A 19,367-nucleotide genomic window follows, 5' to 3' on the forward strand; every position below is an offset into this window, starting at 1 on the left:
CCTCAGTAGGACCTGGGCAGGCCGAGGCTGTGCTGGCCGACGAAGTTGAGCACCATCTCACGGCTCACCGGCGCGATCCGGCCCAGCCGGACGGCCGCGACCAGCGTGCCCAGCCCGTACTCGCTGGCGAGACCGTTGCCGCCGTGGGTCTGCACGGCCTGGTCGACGGCGCGGATGGCGACCTCGGCGGCGGCGTACTTCGCCATGTTCGCCGACTCGCCCGCGCCGAAGTCGTCGCCGGAGTCGTAGAGCGACGCCGCCTTCTGCGTCATGAGCTTGGCCAGTTCCAGCTCGATCTTGATCTCGGCCAGCGGATGTGCGAGGCCCTGGTGGGTGCCGATCGGCGCGCCCCACACCTTGCGCTCGTTGGCGTAGGCGACGCCCTTGGCCAGCGCGTACCGGGCGATGCCGAGCGAGAACGACGCGCCCATGATGCGTTCGGGGTTGAGCCCGGCGAACAGCTGCGCGATCGCCGCGTCCTCTTCGCCGACCAGCGCGTCGGCGGGCAGGTGGACGTCGTCGAGGAACAGGCCGAACTGCTTCTCCGGCGAGACGATGTCCATCTCGATCTGTTTGTACTCGAAGCCGGGCGCGTCGGTCGGCACGATGAACAGCGCGGGCTTGAGCTTGCCGGTCTTGGAGTCCTCGGTGCGGCCGACGACCAGGACCGCGTCCGCCTCGTCGACGCCGGAGATGTAGACCTTCCGTCCACTGAGGACCCAATCGCCGCCGTCGCGTTTCGCGGTGGTGGTGATCTTGTGCGAGTTCGACCCGGCGTCGGGCTCGGTGATCGCGAAGACCATCCGCCTGCTGCCGTCGGCGATGCCGGGCAGCCAGCGCTTCTTCTGCTCGTCGGTGCCGAACCGGGAGATGACCGTGCCGCAGATCGCCGGCGAGACGACCATGAGCAGCAGCGGGCAGCCCGCCGCGGCGAGTTCTTCGAGCACCGCGGCGAGATCCGCGATCCCCGCTCCCCCGCCGCCGTACTCCTCGGGCAGGTTCACGCCGAGGTAGCCCAGCCGTCCGGCCTCGGCCCACAGTTCCTCGGTCTTGAGCCCGGCTCGGGCCTGCTTCGAGTAGTACTCGTGCCCGTACTTCTTGCCGAGTTCGGCGACCGCGGCCCGCAGCGCGGCGCGCTCCTCCGGCTCGGTGAAGTTCATCGCGTTCATTCGTCGTCTCCTACCACCGCGAGGATCGTGCCCACTTCGACCTGTTGTCCGACCACCACCGGGAGTTCGGTCACGACGCCGTCGGCTGGCGCCGCGATCCGGTGTTCCATCTTCATCGCTTCCAGCCACAGCAGCGGATCACCGGTCTTGACGGTGTCACCGGCCTCGACCGCGAGCCGGACGACCGTGCCCGGCATCGGCGCCACGAGGGAACCGGCGGCGAGCGCCGCGTCGGGATCCGGGTACCTCGGCACCACGCTCAGCTCGACGGTGCCTTCCGGCGAATCGACGTACACCGTGTCGCCGTACCGGGCGACAGCGAACTTCCGCCGCACCCCGGAGACTTCCAGGACCACGCCGTCGTTCCCGGCGGAAACCAGTTCGACGCCGTCGAAGCCGTCGGCACGCAGACCGTCACGGGTGAGCGTGTAGACGACCTCGATCTCGTCTTCGCCTCGACGAAAACGTTTGCGCTGCCCTTGCGAGCGAACGTTGCGCCAGCCGCTCGGCAGCCGTCCCTGCACCTGGGCGCCCGCCCGGTTCACGGCGGCACCGGCCAAAGCGGCGGCCAGCGCGGAAATCCGTACAGTGTCCACAGTGGCCAGTGGCCGGGCCAAGGTTTCGAGCCCGTGCCGGTCGAAGAACGCCGTGTCGGTCTCGCCCGCGAGGAAGGCCTCGTGGCGCAGGACGTTCACCAGCAGGTCGCGGTTGGTCACCACGCCGTGGATCTCCGCGCCCGCCAGTGCTCCGGCCAAGGCCCGCGCCGCGCTCCGCCGATCCGGGGCGAACGCGATGACCTTGGCGAGCATCGGGTCGTAGTGCACGCCGACGGTCTGGCCGCTGACGAAACCGGAGTCGAGCCGGACACCTGGGCCGACTTCGAATTCCCGCTGTGCGGCGGGAAGCTCGAACCGGTGCAAAGTGCCGCTCTGCGGCTGCCAGCCCGCGGCGGGGTCTTCCGCGTAGAGCCGGACCTCGATCGCGTGGCCTCGCGTCTCCGGCTCGTCGATCGGCAGATGCTCGCCCTCGGCGATCCGCAGTTGCAGCGACACGAGGTCGAGCCCGGCCGTGGCCTCGGTGACGGGGTGTTCCACCTGGAGCCGGGTGTTCATCTCCAGGAAATAGAACCGCCCGTCCGGACCGGCGAGGAACTCGACCGTCCCGGCGCCGACGTAGTCGATCGCCTGCGCGGCCTTGCGCGCGGCGTCGAACAGCGCCTCCCGCATCGTTTCGTCGACGAACGGCGACGGCGCTTCTTCGACGACCTTCTGGTGACGGCGCTGGATCGAGCATTCCCGCTCCCCCACCGCCCACACCGTGCCGTGGGTGTCGGCGAGCACCTGGACCTCGATATGCCGCCCGGTCTCCAGGTACCGCTCACAGAACACGGTCGGGTCGCCGAACGCCGACGCCGCTTCCGCGCTCGCCCCTTCGACGGCCTCGGCGAGTTCGCCGAGCGAGCGTACGACGCGCATCCCGCGTCCGCCGCCACCAGCGGAGGCCTTGACCAGCAACGGAAGGTCGGCCTCGGTGACCTCGGCCGGGTCCAATTCGGACAGGATCGGAACACCGGCCTCGGCCATCATCCGCTTGGACTCGACCTTGGAGCCCATGCTCTCGATGGCTTCCGGTGGTGGGCCGACCCAGGTCAGTCCCGCGTCGATCACGGCGCGGGCGAACGCGGCGTTCTCCGACAGAAAGCCGTAACCGGGGTGGATCGCGTCGGCACCGGTCTCGACGGCCGCCTTGATCAGCAGTTCGGCGCGCAGATACGTGTCGGACGGCGCGTTGCCCGGCAGCCGGACGGCGACGTCCGCCTCGGCGGTGTGCGGCGCGTCCGCGTCCGCGTCGGAGAACACCGCGACCGTGCCGATCCCGGCGTCACGGCAGGTGCGGAACACGCGGCGGGCGATCTCGCCGCGGTTGGCGACCAGAAGTTTCTCGATCATGCCGCTCACATCCTGAAGACGCCGAAGCCCTCGGCGCCCTTCACTGGTCCATTGTGGATCACGGACAGGCTGAGCCCGAGCACCGTTCGGGTGTCGCGGGGATCGATGATCCCGTCGTCGTAGAGCATCCCGGAGAGGAACATCGGCATCGACTCCGCCTCGATCTGCCCTTCGACCATGGCGCGCATGGCGGCGTCGTGCTCCTCGTTGTAGTCCTGGCCCCGCGACGCGGCGGCGGCACGGGCCACAATGGACAGCACACCCGCCAGCTGTTGCGGGCCCATGACCGCGGATTTCGCGCTGGGCCAGGCGAACAGGAACCGGGGATCGTAGGCCCGGCCGCACATGCCGTAATGCCCGGCGCCGTAGGAGGCACCCATGAGCACCGACAGATGCGGGACCTTCGAGTTCGACACGGCGTTGATCATCATCGCGCCGTGCTTGATGATGCCGCTCTGCTCGTACTCCTTGCCGACCATGTAGCCGGTCGTGTTGTGCAGGAAGACCAGTGGCGTGTCGATCTGGTTGGCCAGCTGGATGAACTGCGCCGCCTTCTGCGATTCCTCGCCGAAGAGCACACCCTGCGCGTTCGCGAGGATGCCGACCGGGTAGCCGTGGATGCTCGCCCAGCCGGTGGCGAGGCTGCTGCCGTACAAGGGTTTGAACTCGTCGAAGTCCGAACCGTCGGCGACCCTGGCGATCACCTCGCGCGGGTCGAACGGCACCTTGAGATCGGTGGGCACGATGCCGAGCAGGTCTTCGGCGGAGTACAGCGGCTCGGCGTAGTCCGGTTTCGGCGTCGGCCCCTGCTTGGACCAGTTGAGCCGTTTGACGATGCTGCGCCCGAGCCGGATCGCGTCCTCTTCGTCCGCCGCGAGATAGTCGGCGAGACCGGACGTGCGGGCGTGCATTTCGGCGCCGCCGAGCGATTCGTCGTCGGATTCCTCACCGGTGGCCATCTTGACCAGCGGCGGCCCGCCGAGGAACACCTTCGCGCGTTCCTTGACCATGACGACGTAGTCCGACATGCCGGGCAGGTACGCGCCGCCCGCGGTCGAGTTGCCGAACACCAGCGCGATCGTGGGCACCTTCGCCGCCGAAGACCGCGTGATGTCGCGGAAGATCCGGCCGCCGGGGATGAAGATCTCCTTCTGCGTCGGCAGATCCGCGCCGCCGGACTCGACGAGGTTGATCACCGGCAAGCGGTTCTGTGCGGCGATGTCGGCCGCGCGGTAGCTCTTCTTGGCCGTCCACGGGTTGCTCGCCCCGCCTTTGACCGTCGGGTCGCTCGCCGAGATCATGCATTCGACGCCTTCGACCACGCCGATGCCGGTGATCACGCTGGCGCCGACCTGGTAGTCCGAACCCCAGGCCGCCAGTGGCGAAAGCTCCAGGAACGGCGAGTCCTCGTCGAGGAGGAGCTCGATCCGCTCGCGGGCGAGCAGCTTGCCGCGTTTGCGATGCCGGGTGACGTACTTCTCGCCGCCACCCGCGATCGCCTTGGCCTGCTCGCCGTCGATCTCGGCCAGTTTGCCGAGCATGGATTCGCGATTGGCCGCGAACTCCTCGCTCCGTGAGTCCACAGTGGACCTGATCGTGCTCATGCGGTGTATCCCAATCGCTTCGCGGCCAAGCCGGTGAGGATCTCGTTCGTCCCGCCGCCGATGCCGAGGATGCGCACGTCACGGTAGTGACGCTCCACTTCGGACTCCCGCATGTAGCCGAGTCCGCCGTGCAGCTGCACGGCCTCGTTGACCACCCATTCGGCGGTCTCGACGGCGGTGTTCTTCGCGAAACAGGCTTCGGCGATGACCTCTTCGCCCGCGACGTGCCGCTGGGCGACCTGCCGGGTGTACGCGCGGGCGACGTCGATCTTGCGGGCCATCTCGGTGAGCTTGTGCTGCACCAGCTGCCGGGAGATCAGCGGACGGCCGAACGTCTCCCGCAGGCGGCACCAGTCCAGTGTCAGGTCGAGCGCCCGCTGCGCGTGCGCGTAACCCTGCACCGCCAGCGAGACCCGCTCGGTGACAAACTGCGTGGCGACTTGGGCGAACCCGCTGTTCTCGGCGCCGATCAGGTTCTCCGCGGGCACCCGGACGTCCACATAGGACAGTTCGGCGGTGTCCGAGCAGAGCCAGCCCATCTTCTCCAGCTTGCGGGAGACGGTGAAGCCCGGCGTGCCGCGTTCGACCACGATCAGCGAGATCCCGTGCGCGCCGGATTCCCCGGTGCGGACGACGGTGGTCACGAAGTCGGCGCGGCAGCCCGAGGTGATGAAGGTCTTGGCACCGTTGATGACGTACTCGTCACCTTCGCGGACCGCCGTGGTGCGGATCCCGGCGACGTCGGAGCCGCCGTCGGGTTCGGTGACCGCGAGCGAGCCGATCTTGGCGCCTTCCAGCGTAGGCCGGACCCAGCGTTCGATCTGCACGGGATCCCCGGCCGCCGCGATATGCGGGACGGCGATGCCGCAGGTGAACAGCGAGGCGAAGAGCCCGCCGGAACCGCCCGCGTAATGCAGTTCCTCGGCGATGACGACGGCGTCGAGGTAGTCGCCGCCCCCGCCGCCGACCTCCTCGGGGAAACCGACGCCGAGCAGCCCGAGTTCCCCGGCCTGGCGGTGCAGTTCGCGGGGCAGCTCGCCTTCGCGCTCCCAGTCGTCGAGGTACGGCAGGATCTCGGCTTCGGCGAACCGCCGGACGGTCTTGCGCAGCTCGGCGCGTTCCGGCGTGGAGAAGGGGTCGGTCACAGGAGAGCCTCCGGGATGTCGATCTCGCGGGAGCGCAGCCATTCCCCGAGTGCCTTCGCCTGCGGGTCGAACCGCGCCTGCGACGCGACGCCCTCGCCGAGGATGCCTTCGACGACGAAGTTGAGCGCCCGCAGGTTCGGCAGGAGATGCCGCCGGACTTCGAGGTCCGCGGTCTCCGGGAGCAGCAGTTTGAACTCGGTGACGGTGAGCCGGTGCGCGAGCCAGCGCCACGCCTCGTCCGAACGCGCCCAGACGCCGACGTTCGCGTTGCCGCCCTTGTCCCCGCTGCGGGCGCCGATCACCCTGCCCAGCGGCGCGCGCCGGACCTCGGCCTGCGTGAACGGAGCGGGCAGCTGCTCGTTGTCCACTTCGGACAGAGGCAGCGTTTCGGCGGCGGGCGCGATGTCGCGGCGCGTTCCGTCCGGGAGGACGGCGACGTGCGGAACCTCGTGCGCGTCGACGAAAGCGGGCCGATAGACGCCGTACGGCGAGGCCGCCGCGGGCGGTGCGGTGACGTGGAATCCGGGGTAGCTCGCCAGTGCGAGCTCGATCGCCGCGCCGCTGAACGCGCGTCCGGCGACCTCGGGATCGGCGTCCTTCACCGCGACGTGCAGCAACGCGCTCGCCTGCTGCTCGGTTTCGGCGTCGGCGTGCTCCGTGCGGGCCAGCGTCCACTGGACGTCGGCGGGCGGCCGGGCCTTGAGCGCGCCTTCGAGTTGTTCCTTGACCAGCGCGGCTTTCGCTTCGATGTCGAGTCCGGTGAGGACGAACGTCGTCTCGTTGCGGAAACCGCCGAGGCCGTTCAGGCAGACCTTGAGCGTCGGCGGCGGGGGTTCACCGGTGACGCCGCTGATCCGGACCCGGTCCGGGCCGTCGTCGGTCAGGGTCAGCGTGTCGAACCGGGCCGTGACGTCCGGCCCGGCGTACCGGGCGCCGGTGATCTCGTAGAGCAGTTGCGCGGTAACGGTTCCCGCGTTCACGACGCCGCCGGAGCCGGGATGCTTGGTGATCACGCTGGAGCCGTCGGCGGAGATCTCGGCGATCGGGAAACCGGGGACACCGATCTCGTGTTCGGTGAAGAAGGCGTAGTTGCCGCCGGTGGCCTGCGTGCCGCATTCGATCACATGCCCGGCAGCGACCGCGCCTGCCAGCGCGTCGTGGTCGTCGCGCGCCCAGCCGAAGTGCGCGGCGGCGGGTCCGACGATCACCGAAGCGTCGGTGACCCGCCCGGTCACCACGATGTCGGCGCCCGCGTCGAGACAGTCCGCGATCCCCCACGCGCCGAGGTAGGCGTTGGCGGTCAGCGTCTTACCGAAGCCGAGCTCTTCCGCGCGCTGGATGAGATCGTCGCCCTCGACGTGCGCGATGGCGACGTCGACGCCGAGTTTCGCGGCCAGTTCGCGGAGCGCGCCGGCGAGTCCGGCGGGGTTGAGCCCACCGGCGTTGGCGACGATCTTGACGCCTTTTTCCTTGGCCAGCGCGAGGTTCGCCTCCATCTGGCGGAGGAAGGTCTTGGCGTACCCGCGGTTCGGGTCCTTCATCCGGTCGCGGCCGAGGATGAGCATGGTCAGCTCGGCGAGGTAGTCGCCGGTCAGCACGTCGAGCGGGCCGCCGGTGAGCATCTCGCGGACCGCGGAAAACCGGTCGCCGTAGAACCCGGACGCGTTGCCGATCCTGATCGGGCCCGCCGTCATGCGAACTGCCCCGGCTGCCGTCCCGCGCCGGGAGGCCCGGCGAAGGCCTGCGCGATCCCGAGCCATTCCTCGACGTCGGCGCCGGTGGCGACCAGGTCGGTGTCTTCAGGATGACGGCGCTGGGTGATGACGAGACAGAAGTCGACGGCACTGCCGGTGAGCCGTTGTCCGGCGTCCTCGGGCCCGAAAGCCCAGGTGGTGCCGTCCGGCGCGGCCAGCTCGACACGGAACTCCTCGGCGGGCGGGGCGAGCGAGTTGAGCTTGTAGGCGAAGTCGCGGGTGCGGGTCCCGAACCGGGCGATGTGCCAGATCCTGGGCGAGTTCTCACGCGCGAGGCCGAGCGCGTCGAAGATGTCCTGGCCGTGGGCCCAGGTCTCCATGAGGCGCGCGGTCACCATGGACGCGGCGCTCATCGGCGGCCCGTACCAGGGGATCTTCTCGCCGCTGGGCACCGCGACGAGCGCGTCGGCGAGTTCCGCGCGACCGGTCCGCCATTCGGCCAGCAGCTGGCGGGGCGGTGTCTTCGCACCCGCGGCCGCACCGTCGTCGACGTAGCTCTCCCCGGTCGCGAGGAGCCCTTCGATCTCGGTCTGCCAGTCGGCCTCGGAGCCGCGCGCCGCGATCAGCGCCTTCTGGTCCGTCCAGGCCAGATGGGCTATCTGATGGGCGATCGTCCAGCCTTCGGCCGGGGTCCGCCGCGCCCAGTCCGACGCGGGCAGCTCCGCCACCACGTCGTCGATGGCCTGCGATTCCGCCGCGAGATCCCCAAGGATCACGCCAAGGTCAGCCATGCCCGCCTCCTCGCGTCTCCCCCAGGCTCGCACCCCTCGCCAGAAAAATCAAGCACGCCTGATTGTTTTGCCGAGGGACGGCTCCGCGACGTGGCCGGCGTCGATCCCAGGCCCGGTCCGTGAAGGCCTCCTTGAGGGACTCTGAGTCCCTCAAGGAGGCCTTCACGGACTTGGCGAATCGCCACTCACGACCACCGCACCGCGTCCCCTTCAGCCACCGTAGAGCGCACCGACCGCGGCGTGGACCGACGTCGAGTACACCGGGTCGTAGGTGTGGCGCCCGGTCAGGACGTCACCGCCCTTCCGGCTGTACGTCCAGCCGCCGTCGGCCTCGAAGCCGGGGTTCGCGACGTGGCAACCGGTCAAGCCGATGTCGTCCATCCGCGCGGTCACCGAGTAGTTGGTGACGGCCTTCTTCTCGTACAGGCGCAGGGTGAGCGTCGCCGATCCGCCGCTCAGCCGCGGGGTGAGGTCGATCGGCGAGGACGTGTACCAGTCACTCCCCTCACTGGCGACGTCGCGCTCCCACACCTGCGTCCCGCCGACGATCGCCTGTTTCGCGTGGTACCCGAGCGGGCTCGTCGCAGGCCGGTCGTCGGTGTGCCACACGACCATCCGGCACGACGTCGACCCGGCGTCGAGGCGGATCGTCGTACTCGCGGCCGCGTAGTCCCCCGCCGTCGTGGCGTTGTCCGGGTGCACGGTGAACACCAGCGCGCTGTTCCCGGTGTGCGCGACGCGTTCATCGCCGGACTGCGGTCGCCCCGCCGTCAACGGCAGCGCGTACTGGATGACGCCGTCGAGCTTCCCCGCCTTCGCGTACTCCAAGCCGACCGCGGTCGCCGTGCGGACGTACTCGACGTCCGGGGTGATCGTGGTACGCGACAGCGTCGAGGCGTACACCATCAGGATGGCCTTGCGGCTCTTGCTCGCGAGCCGCGCGACGATCTGGTCCAGCTGCGGACGGAGGCTCCCGGTCCAGAGCGTGTTGCGGTACGGGTCGTCACGGAAGGGCAGGATGAGACTGTCGATGCTCGCGGCATAGGTATCCACAAAGGACTGAGTGACCGCGTTGGCGTACACCACGGGATAGAAGTCCAGCCCCGGCTGGACCGCACGGGCGGCGGTGCGCATCCTGGCGGTGTAGTCCTTGGTGAAGGTGGACGTGTTGGCGTTGAAATCGTCCATCGCCCAGGCCTTCAGCACCGGGAACCGCAGCGAGAGCCGGGCGATCGCCTCGCCCCAGGCGACGTAGTTCCCCTTGTAGGGCAAGTACTTGGCGCAATCCTGCTCAGGGCATTCGGTCGGCGGGACCAGGTAGACCCAGACCGAGAGCCCGCTCGCCTGCGCGGCTGGCAGGAACTCCTGCTCCAGATCACCCCAGTCGGTGGACCTGTTGACCAGGAACGCGTACGTGTCCGCGTTCATCGCCCGGAGCCGGTCCACGGTCGCCTGTGCGTCGACGTGCCCGTCCGCCTTGCGTACGGGATTGGCGTAGCTCGCCCGGATCCCCTGCGCGGGCGCCGCCTCGGCGGGCCCGGCGAGCAGCGAACCCACGAACGCGAGCAGCAACGCGACCGCGGACCATCTCACGGCCTGCCGTGAGGGCAAGGGTGTCGTCATGGTCCCCGACCCTGCCCGGCTCGCGCATACGACCCGTACAAACCCGCATTCACCGGACTAACCGCGTGGCCCCCGCTCGAACTCCCGGATCAGCACCGGGTACTGCTCCCCACCGTGCCCGGCGGCGATCGCGCGATCGGCCATCGCCTTGATGAGCTTCGGCAGTCCGGCGTCGACCCCCAGCGCCTCGCTCTCCTCGACCAGATGCGCCATCGCCCGCGCGTCGGTCTCCAGTGCCGACACCTCCGCGGGGAACGAACCCTTGTCGACCTGCTCGGCGTAGCCGGGCAGCCAGCCTGCCACCCCGACGGCGATCTGCTGCGCGAACGTCGCGTAGGTCGCGGCGTCGACACCGGCCGTCTTGAGCATCGCGGTGCCCTGAAGCCACGCGTTCAGGACGCTCCACATCATCGCCAATCCGGCGACGTCGTACAGCGACGCGAGTCCGGGGTCCTCGCCGAGATGGCTGACGGTGCCGAGCGCGCCGAGATCGAAGTCCGGCCGCGGGCCGCTGAGCAGGATCACCGCCTCGTCGGTCCCGATCGACGACGGGATGGCCATGATCGCGCCATCGAGGTAGCGGGCGCCCCGTTTCCCTGCCCACTCGGCGGCTTCCCGTGCCTGTGCGGAGTCACCCGAGGTCAGGTTGACCAGCGTCGCGCCGTCCAGGTCGGCGTCGAGCAGGTCGTACACGGCCGGGTAGTCGGTGAGGCACACGATCGTCACGCCGCCCGCCGCGAGCGCGTCGCCGATCGTGGGCGCGAGCCGCGCCCCCTCGGCCACCAAGGAGGCGGCCTTGGCGGCCGTCCGGTTCCATACGGTCGTGGGATGCCCGGCCTTCAGGAACGCGCGGGCGAGCGCGGTGCCCATCAGGCCCAGGCCGAGAACTGTCACAGGTGTGGTGGTTTCGTTGTCCATGGCAGCATCGTCAACGTTGATACCGGTATGAAGGTCAAGTGGGGAAGCGATGAAAATCGGGGAACTGAGTCATCGGACGGGCGTCAACGCCCATCAGCTGCGCTACTACGAGGCCCAAGGTCTCCTGGAGGCCGAGCGCGGCTCGAACGGCTACCGCGAGTACGACGAGACGGCCTTGCTGCGGGTGAAGCAGATCCGGCATCTGCTCGCCGCGGGTCTGTCGTCCGAGGACATCGCGTACTTGCTGCCCTGCGCGATCGGCGAGGAGCCGGAGCTGATCGGCTGCCCCGAACTGCTGGCCGCGATGCGCGAACGGCTCGGACGGCTCGACGAGCAGCTGGCCAAGATCGCGCGGTCCCGCGACGCGCTCGCCGGTTACATCGACGCGGCGGAGCGGACAGGCGCGAAGGCCTATCCCCCGTTCGAAGGTGCCGCGTGAGCGCGGAAGCAGTCCGATTGCGCGAGCAGGGCGCCGACGAGGCCCGCCTGAAGCTGATCGCGCTGGCCGGACAGCACCCGAAGGACGCCGTCGTCGCCTATCAGACGGCCTGGGCGCACGACGCCGCCGGGCTGGAAGCCGAAGCCGCCCCGTTCTACGAACAGGCGCTCATCGGCGAAGGTCTGTCCACAGAGGACAGGCACGGCGTGTTCGTCGGGCTCGGCAGCACGTATCGCGTCCTGGGCAGGTACGCCGAATCGCTGAAGACCTTGCGTCGCGGCCTCGACGAATTCCCGGACGACGCGGCGCTGAAGACATTCCTCGCGATGGCGCTGTACAACGTCGGGGAGGCCCGCGAGGCGACGGGGACGCTGCTGAAGGTACTCGCGGCCACGAGCGGAGACGGCGGAGTCCAGCGGTACCGGCGAGCGGTCGAGTACTACGCGGAGCACCTGGACGACGTCGAGTGATGCCTTATTGACACCTTGTCAACATAGCCTTACTTTCACGTGATGAGCGCGTACGCCGAAATCACCTACGAGGTCGCCGACCGCATCGCGACGGTCACGCTCAACCGGCCGGAGGCCCGCAACGGCTACACCATCCGCATGGCCGACGAACTCGGCGACGCGATGGACCGGGCCGACCGCGACGAAGACGTCCGGGTGGTGATCCTGACCGGCAACGGCAAGGACTTCTCGGTGGGCGCCGACCTCTCGCAGGGCGGTTTCGACTTCGACCCGGAGTCCGGACCGGACGCGGCGTGGCAGGAGCCGGCGGGACGCTGCTCGAAACGGATCTTCACGATGAACAAGCCGGTGATCGCGGCCTTGCGGGGCGCGGCCGTCGGCGGCGGCGTCACGATCACGCTGTCATGCGACTACCGGCTGGCTTCCACGGATTCCCGGTTCGGTTTCGTGTTCGTCCGCCGCGGCATCTATCCCGAAGGCGCGTCCGCGTGGTTCCTCCCCCGGCTCGTCGGGATGGGCACGGCACTCGACTGGATGATCAGCGGCCGCGTCTTCGGCGCCGAGGAAGCGAAAACCGCCGGACTGGTCCACAGTGTCCACGAGCCCGGCGAGGTGCTCGGCAAGGCCCGCGAACTGGCGCTGGAGATCGCCTCGACCACGTCACCGGTTTCGGTCGCGGTGACCCGCCAGCTGCTGTACCGGATGGCGAGCGCCGCGTCGCCGTTCCCCGTGCACGAACTGGACTCACGGCTGATCGGCGGCTTGGGCACCAGCCCGGACGCCGTCGAAGGGGTCATGTCCTTTCTGCAGAAACGACCACCGGAGTTCTCCATGCGCGTCGACACCGACCAGCCCGCCTACCTGCCGTGGCGGAACGCGTGACCGCCTATCCCCCGGAGCCGTGGAACCTGGCGGGCCAGGCGTACCTGTCGGTCTGGCGGGTCCCGGTGAGCGAACTGCCCGCACTGCCCGACGGCGTCGAACCGGTCACGGTCGGTGGCCGCGCACAGGTGTTCACCGCCTGGATCGACTACCAGGAGCCCGGACAGCTTCAGTACCACGAGCTGCTCGCGACGGTCGCGGTCCGAGGCAAACGTCTCTCCAGCTCGATCACCGACATCTGGGTCGACAGCGAGGTCTCGCTCGACGGCGGCCGCGCGCTGTGGGGCATCCCCAAGGACCTCGCCGCGCTCGACTTCACCCACGGGCGGACGTTCACCGCCTCCGCGGCCACCCACGAGGACTGGATCGCGACGGCCGCCTTCACCGCCCGCCCGAGCCTTCCGGTGCGGATGCCCGCGGCCTTCGACGTCGTCCAGATGCTGGACGGCCGTCTCAAAAGAAGCCCCGTCCGGGCGAAGGCCCGCCCGCGTCCGGCGGCCGCGGACTGGCGGCTCAACGAGCACGGACCGCTCGGCTTCCTGGCCGGTCAGCGGCCGGTCCTGAGTGCCTGCCTGCGCGATTTCACGATCGTTTTCGGCGGCTGACCAGCAGCCCTGCGTGATCGCCTAACCCGCCAGGGTGAGACCACGACACGCCACCCATTGGGGCACGTGCAGCCTCCGACCCCTACATGTAGTCTCTGGGAACCGGCACCGCCCAGCGACGGGGAGACCGCTCAGGAGCGGTGGTCGGACAGCTTTGTGAACGTGCAGCGCATGGCCTTGCGAGGCCTTGTGGTGCTTCAACGCGCCCTTTTTAAGAGACACAGTGGAGACTACGCATGTCACTGGAAACCGGTCAGCGGCCACCTTCGTCCTCGGACACCACGCCCGCGACCGTGCGAGTCATCCGGCGGGACGGCAGCGTGTCCCCCTTCGACGCGAACAAGATCTCGGTCGCCGTGACCAAGGCCTTCCTCGCCGTCGAGGGCGGTGACGCGGCCGCCTCGTCGCGGATCCACCACCTGGTCAAGGAATTGACCGAGCAGATCGAGACCACCCTGCTCCGCCACGCCGGTCCCGAGACCGCGCTGCACATCGAGCAGATCCAGGACATCGTCGAGCTCGCGCTGATGCGCGGCGAGCACCACAAGGTCGCCCGCGCGTACGTCCTCTACCGCGACGAGCGCGCGAAGGCCCGCGAGTCCGAGAAGCCCGCGTCGTCCGACGTCGCGATCAGCGTCAAGACGGCCGACGGTTCGCTCCGCCCGCTCGACTGGGCCCGCGTCTCGCACGTGGTCGGCGAGGCCGTCGCCGGACTCGACGACGTCTCGGCCGAGCCGGTGCTGGCCGAGGCCAAGCGCAACCTGTACGACGGCATCAGCGCCGACGAACTCGCCCTCGCCCAGATCATGGCCGCGCGCGTGCTCGTCGAGCAGGAGCCGAACTACTCCTACGTCAGCGCCCGGCTGCTGGCGGACAAGCTCCGCGGCGAGGCGCTCACCTACCTCGCGGGTGCCCCGCAGCAGGCCAGCCAGGACGAGATGACCACCCGGTACCCGCAGTACTTCCGGGACTACCTCAAGCGCGCCATCGAGCTGGAGCTGGTCAACCCGGAGCTGCAGACCTTCGACCTGGACAAGATCACCGCGGCCATCCACGCCGAGCGTGACCTCGACTTCGGCTTCCTCGGCCTGCAGACCCTGTACGACCGGTACTTCCAGCACCACAACGGCGTCCGCTTCGAGCTGCCGCAGGCGTTCTTCATGCGCGTCGCGATGGGCCTCGCCATCCGCGAGGACGACAGGGAATCTCGTGCCATCGAATTTTACGAGCTGCTCTCGTCGTTCCACTTCATGGCCTCCACCCCGACGCTGTTCAACTCGGGCACCACGCGCCCGCAGCTGTCGTCCTGCTTCCTGACCACCGTCGACGACGACCTGGACTCGATCTTCCAGGCGTACAAGAACAACGCGCTGCTGGCGAAGTACTCGGGCGGTCTCGGCAACGACTGGACCCCGGTCCGCGGGCTCGGCGCGCACATCAAGGGCACCAACGGCCAGTCGCAGGGTGTCGTGCCGTTCCTCAAGATCGCCAACGACACCGCGGTCGCGGTGAACCAGGGCGGCAAGCGCAAGGGCGCGGCCTGCGCGTACCTCGAGACCTGGCACGTCGACATCGAGGAATTCCTCGACCTGCGCAAGAACACCGGTGACGACCGTCGCCGTACGCACGACATGAACACCGCGAACTGGGTGCCGGACGAGTTCCTCCGCCGGGTCGAGGCCGACGCGCAGTGGACGCTGTTCTCGCCGAACGAGACCCCGGACCTGCACGACCTCTACGGCACCGCGTTCGCCGAGCGCTACCGCGAGTACGAGGCCGCCGCCGAACGCGGTGAGCTGAAGGTGTTCCGCAAGGTCCGCGCGATCGACCTGTGGCGCCGCATGCTGACCATGCTGTTCGAGACCGGCCACCCGTGGATCACCTTCAAGGACCCGTGCAACCTGCGCTCGCCGCAGCAGCACGTGGGTGTCGTGCACTCGTCCAACCTGTGCACCGAGATCACCCTGAACACCACCACCGACGAGGTCGCGGTCTGCAACCTCGGCTCGGTGAACCTGCTCAAGCACGTCACCCCCGAGGGCATCGACGCGAAGCGCCTCGAGAAGACCGTGCGCACCGCTGTCCGCATGCTCGACAACGTGATCGACATCAACTTCTACACCATCCCGGAAGCACGCCGCTCCAACCTGCGGCACCGCCCGATCGGGCTGGGCCTGATGGGTTTCCAGGACGCGCTGTTCGAGATCGGTGTCCCGCTGTCCTCGGAAGAGGCCGTACAGTTCGCGGACCTCAGCATGGAGCACATCAGCTACTACGCGATCTCGGCGTCGACCGACCTCGCGGAGGAGCGCGGCCAGTACCAGACGTTCGAGGGTTCCTTGTGGAGCAAGGGAATCCTGCCGATCGACTCGATGCAGCTGCTGATCGACGCGCGCCGGGGCGACGCGCTCGACGTCGACACCTCGTCCACTTTGGACTGGGCGCCGCTGCGCGAGCGGGTCAAGACCGTCGGTATGCGCAACTCCAACGTGATGGCGATCGCGCCGACCGCGACGATCTCCAACATCGTGGGCGTCGGGCAGTCGATCGAGCCGCTGTTCCAGAACCTGTTCGTCAAGTCGAACATGTCCGGTGACTTCACCGTGGTGAACCCGCACCTGGTCCGCTCGCTCAAGGCGCGCGGGCTGTGGGACGAGGTCATGGTCTCGGACCTGAAGTACTTCGACGGCAGCCTCGGCCAGATCGACCGCGTGCCGGACGACCTGAAGGCGCTGTACGCCACCGCGTTCGAGATCGAGTCGAAGTGGCTCGTGGACGCCGGTTCGCGTCGTCAGAAGTGGATCGACCAGGCACAGTCGCTGAACCTGTACATCGCGGCGCCCAGCGGCCGCAAGCTCGACGAGCTGTACCGCTACGCCTGGCACAAGGGCCTCAAGACCACGTACTACCTGCGGGCGCGGTCCGCGACGCACGTGGAGAAGAGCACCCTGCGCGGCACCGACGGCAAGCTGAACGCGGTCTCGGCCACCCCGGCCCCGGCCACACCAGCCACACCTGCCGCACCGAAGGCCCCGGCTCCTGCCGCTTCGCCCGCCCCGTCGGCAACCGCCGCCGTCCCGGCCGTGCCGGTGACCGCCCCGGCACCGGCCGCCAAGCCGGAGCCGAAGGAGATCCCGCAGGTCTCGGACGTCGACTTCGTCGCCACCGACGGCGCCTCCTGCCGCATCGACGACCCGGACTGCGAAGCCTGCCAGTAAGACATCCTCGTGAGTGGCGATTCGGGTTCTGACCCGAATCGCCACTCACGACCCCCACTCGTGAAGTGAGCCTCTGTATGACCACCTTTGACGCTTCCACCGACGCCACCGGCCTCGGTGAGATCGAAGTCGGCGCCGCCCGCATCAACGTCGACGACAAGCGGATGATCAACGCCCGCGCCGACGTCAACCAGCTGCTGCCGATGAAGTACACCTGGGCGTGGGAGAAGTACCTCGCCGGCTGCAACAACCACTGGATGCCGACCGAGGTCGCCATGCAGGCCGACATCGCGCTGTGGAAGTCGCCCGACGGCCTCACCGAGGACGAGCGCACCATGCTCAAGCGCAACCTCGGCTTCTTCGCCACCGCGGAATCGCTGGTGGCCAACAACATCGTGCTCGCGGTGTACCGGCAGATCACCAACCCCGAATGCCGCCAGTACCTGCTGCGCCAGGCGTTCGAGGAGGCCGTGCACACGCACACCTTCCAGTACATCTGCGAGAGCCTCGGCCTGGTCGAGGGCGAGCTGTTCAACATGTACCGCGAGGTCCCCTCCATCTCGGAGAAGGACGCGTGGGCGCTGAAGTACACGCAGAACCTGGAGAACCCGGACTTCGAGACCGGCACTCCCGAGGCCGACCAGAACTTCCTGCGTGACCTGGTCGCGTTCTACGTGATCTTCGAGGGCATGTGGTTCTACACCGGCTTCGCGCAGATCCTGTCGCTCGGCCGCCGGAACAAGATGATCGGCATCGCCGAGCAGTACCAGTACATCCTGCGCGACGAGTCGATCCACCTGAACTTCGGCATCGACTGCATCAACCAGATCAAGATCGAGAACCCGCACCTGTGGACCGAAGAGTTCCAGGCGGAGATCCGCGGCATGCTGACCGAGGCGTGCGAGCTCGAGGTCGCCTACGCCCGCGACACCATGCCGCGCGGCATGCTCGGGCTCTCGGCCGAGCTGATCGAGCAGTACATGCACTTCATCACCGACCGCCGCGCCCAGCAGATCGGCCTCCAGCCGATCTTCGGCGAGACGGAGAACCCGTTCCCGTGGATGTCGGAGGCGATGGACCTCAAGAAGGAGAAGAACTTCTTCGAGACCCGCGTCATCGAGTACCAGTCCGGTGGCGCCCTCGACTGGGACTGACAAGTCCCTCCGAAGTACATGAAGGCCCCCTTCCTTGCGCCCAGGTGCAGGAAGGGGGCCTTCATGTACTCGGCAACACTTTCGCCGCTTCAGGTTCAGGCTTGGGCGAAGTACTGTTCCGCCGCTTCCAGGCGCGGCACCGGGACGCCCAGCCGCCGCGCTTCGGCCAGGGTGTCCCGGCAGACCTCGCGCGGCTCCTCGGCGCCGGGGTCGGAGTGCGCCGTGACACTCACGCGCGCCACGGCGACATGAGCGGTCAGCCAGGCGAGCACGGAGGCCGTCAGCCAGGTGGGCGCCCGGAACGGCAGCAAACCGACCCGGTGACGTCGCAGGTCGAGGCCGCGCGCCTGGAGAAGCGGCAGTAGTTCACGGCCGTTCAGCAACCCCTCGCGTAAGTCGGTCCTCGACCCGGCCAGCTCGGACAGGGAACCCAGCCGCAGGCCCTGCGAGAGCAAGCCCGCATCCGACACGAAATGGACCCACAGCCAGCCGCGGAAGTCGGGCCGCTCCTTGATCCGGAGCCCGGCCTCGCGAAACGCCTGGCGCACGGCCCGCTCCCGATCGGTCGGGGGCCTGCCGAGGGTGCCGAAGATGACCGACGGCATCAGCATCCCGTGGAGCACGCCGTCCGCGTCGAAACCGCCTCCGGCCTGCGGAAAGCCCCAGGCGATCCGGTCGAGAGGGAGCGGGCCGATCGCCGCCGTCGGCTCGGTCCAGATGTTGCCGAAGACAAGTACCGTGGCCTTGCCGACACGAGGGGCCAGGAAAGCCGTCGCCTCCGGAAGGCGGTGGTGCGACACGCTGAGCACGATCAGGTCGAAATCGTGGTCCGGCTCCAGTGTTTCGCGGAGGCGCACCGGCCACTCTTCGACGACGCGCTGCCCCCATACCCGGCGCCGCGTGTCGAGCAGGTCGAGATCCACCGTGTCCCCGTACTCCGCAGCGCGGCCCGGCCGGACGTAGAACTCGACGTCATGTCCCGCCTTGTGCAGGGCCCAGCCGTAGATGGTGGCGATCACGCCACGGCCGAACATCAGGATCTTCAAGGTGCACCTCACGGGGTACGATTGATGTGGAGATCATCTCCACTTCGAAAATATGGAGATGATCTCCATTTGTCAACGCGAGGGAGCGCATGACCGCCGACAAGCCGCTGCGGGCCGATGCCCGGCGCAAGCGCGAGGCCCTGCTCGCCAAGGCACGGGAGCTCTTCCAGGCCGGATGCTTCTTCGATCTGCGCTTCGACGACTTCGCCTGCCTGGCAGGCGTGGGCACCGGCACGCTCTACCGCCACTTCCCCACCAGGGAGGCACTGGCCGAGGCGGTCTACCACGGGGAAGTCGCCGCGCTGTGCGACCGCGCCCGACAGCTCCAGGCCACCCTGCCCGCGGCGGAGGCGTTGGCGACCTTCCTCCGCGACATGGTCGACCACATCGATGCCCATCAAGGCCTGGCCCGGACGCTGGCCACCCTCATGGCCGATCGTTCGGGCGCGCTCGCCGAGGGCAGCCAGGCGCTGGAACAGGCTGTCACCGACCTGGTGGCCGACGCCGTCCGGGACGGCACCGTTCGCGACGACGTGGACGCCGGCGCCGTGATGATGGCGTTGCACGGCATCGGCGCGGCCCATGACCGCCCCGGATGGCGGGCCGAGGCCGACGGTGTCATCACCCTCCTGCTGGACGGGCTGCACCGTCCGCTCTGAC

General features: G+C 68.7%; 16 protein-coding genes. 7 read left to right on the forward strand and 9 right to left on the reverse strand.

Going from position 1 to position 19,367, the window contains the following annotated elements; translation table 11 throughout:
- Positions 1-2 precede the first annotated feature (2 nt).
- From AMYAL_RS0140940 to AMYAL_RS0140975, 8 genes are all read right to left on the reverse strand, one after another.
- Positions 3-1,169 (reverse strand): acyl-CoA dehydrogenase family protein, encoded by a 1,167-nt coding sequence (locus AMYAL_RS0140940; RefSeq protein ID WP_020637113.1) that lies wholly within the window; start codon positions 1,167-1,169, stop codon positions 3-5.
- The gene (locus AMYAL_RS0140945; RefSeq protein WP_020637114.1) at positions 1,166-3,118 is read right to left on the reverse strand and encodes an acetyl/propionyl/methylcrotonyl-CoA carboxylase subunit alpha; all 1,953 of its coding nucleotides are present in this window, start codon (positions 3,116-3,118) and stop codon (positions 1,166-1,168) included. The genes AMYAL_RS0140940 and AMYAL_RS0140945 overlap by 4 nt, the downstream gene beginning before the upstream one ends.
- A 5-nt stretch (positions 3,119-3,123) precedes the next feature.
- Positions 3,124-4,722 carry an acyl-CoA carboxylase subunit beta gene (locus AMYAL_RS0140950; protein ID WP_020637115.1) on the reverse strand — a complete coding sequence of 533 codons (1,599 nt, stop codon included), beginning with the start codon at positions 4,720-4,722 and terminating at the stop codon, positions 3,124-3,126.
- Positions 4,719-5,867, reverse strand: a complete 1,149-nt coding sequence (locus AMYAL_RS0140955) for an acyl-CoA dehydrogenase family protein (protein ID WP_020637116.1) — start codon at positions 5,865-5,867, stop codon at positions 4,719-4,721. Before AMYAL_RS0140955 ends, AMYAL_RS0140950 begins: the two co-directional genes overlap by 4 nt.
- A complete protein-coding gene (locus AMYAL_RS0140960; RefSeq protein ID WP_020637117.1) occupies positions 5,864-7,561 on the reverse strand; it encodes an acyclic terpene utilization AtuA family protein in 1,698 nt (565 codons plus the stop codon). The genes AMYAL_RS0140955 and AMYAL_RS0140960 overlap by 4 nt, the downstream gene beginning before the upstream one ends.
- Positions 7,558-8,352, reverse strand: a complete 795-nt coding sequence (locus AMYAL_RS0140965; RefSeq protein ID WP_020637118.1) for a TIGR03084 family metal-binding protein — start codon at positions 8,350-8,352, stop codon at positions 7,558-7,560. The genes AMYAL_RS0140960 and AMYAL_RS0140965 overlap by 4 nt, the downstream gene beginning before the upstream one ends.
- Before the next feature lie 210 nt (positions 8,353-8,562).
- Entirely contained in the window at positions 8,563-9,975 is a 1,413-nt protein-coding gene (locus tag AMYAL_RS0140970) for a hypothetical protein (protein ID WP_143267761.1), read from the reverse strand.
- A 57-nt stretch (positions 9,976-10,032) separates the two neighbouring features.
- A complete protein-coding gene (locus AMYAL_RS0140975; protein WP_020637120.1) occupies positions 10,033-10,893 on the reverse strand; it encodes an NAD(P)-dependent oxidoreductase in 861 nt (286 codons plus the stop codon).
- A 49-nt stretch (positions 10,894-10,942) separates the two neighbouring features.
- On the opposite strand from AMYAL_RS0140975, the gene AMYAL_RS0140980 reads away from it, so the two are divergent.
- From AMYAL_RS0140980 to AMYAL_RS0141005, 6 genes are all read left to right on the forward strand, one after another.
- Positions 10,943-11,332 (forward strand): MerR family transcriptional regulator, encoded by a 390-nt coding sequence (locus AMYAL_RS0140980; RefSeq protein WP_020637121.1) that lies wholly within the window; start codon positions 10,943-10,945, stop codon positions 11,330-11,332.
- Entirely contained in the window at positions 11,329-11,802 is a 474-nt protein-coding gene (locus AMYAL_RS0140985) for a tetratricopeptide repeat protein (protein WP_026467861.1), read from the forward strand. Before AMYAL_RS0140980 ends, AMYAL_RS0140985 begins: the two co-directional genes overlap by 4 nt.
- A gap of 42 nt (positions 11,803-11,844) precedes the next feature.
- Entirely contained in the window at positions 11,845-12,684 is an 840-nt protein-coding gene (locus tag AMYAL_RS0140990; RefSeq protein ID WP_020637123.1) for an enoyl-CoA hydratase-related protein, read from the forward strand.
- Positions 12,681-13,289, forward strand: a complete 609-nt coding sequence (locus AMYAL_RS0140995) for an acetoacetate decarboxylase family protein (RefSeq protein ID WP_026467862.1) — start codon at positions 12,681-12,683, stop codon at positions 13,287-13,289. Before AMYAL_RS0140990 ends, AMYAL_RS0140995 begins: the two co-directional genes overlap by 4 nt.
- Before the next feature lie 236 nt (positions 13,290-13,525).
- The gene (locus tag AMYAL_RS0141000; RefSeq protein WP_020637125.1) at positions 13,526-16,507 is read left to right on the forward strand and encodes a ribonucleoside-diphosphate reductase subunit alpha; all 2,982 of its coding nucleotides are present in this window, start codon (positions 13,526-13,528) and stop codon (positions 16,505-16,507) included.
- Between the two features lie 77 nt (positions 16,508-16,584).
- Positions 16,585-17,661, forward strand: a complete 1,077-nt coding sequence (locus tag AMYAL_RS0141005) for a ribonucleotide-diphosphate reductase subunit beta (protein WP_005152142.1) — start codon at positions 16,585-16,587, stop codon at positions 17,659-17,661.
- A gap of 95 nt (positions 17,662-17,756) precedes the next feature.
- Here AMYAL_RS0141005 and AMYAL_RS0141010 read toward each other — a convergent pair whose 3' ends face one another.
- Positions 17,757-18,707: a ketopantoate reductase family protein gene (locus AMYAL_RS0141010; protein WP_020637126.1), complete on the reverse strand. Its 951-nt coding sequence runs from the start codon at positions 18,705-18,707 to the stop codon at positions 17,757-17,759.
- 89 nt (positions 18,708-18,796) lie between these two features.
- Here AMYAL_RS0141010 and AMYAL_RS0141015 point away from each other — a divergent pair, with 89 nt between their 5' ends.
- A complete protein-coding gene (locus AMYAL_RS0141015) occupies positions 18,797-19,366 on the forward strand; it encodes a TetR/AcrR family transcriptional regulator (protein ID WP_020637127.1) in 570 nt (189 codons plus the stop codon).
- The last annotated feature ends 1 nt before the right edge of the window (position 19,367 follow it).

Origin of the sequence: Amycolatopsis alba DSM 44262 (genome assembly GCF_000384215.1) — a bacterium.
Classification (GTDB): domain Bacteria; phylum Actinomycetota; class Actinomycetes; order Mycobacteriales; family Pseudonocardiaceae; genus Amycolatopsis; species Amycolatopsis alba.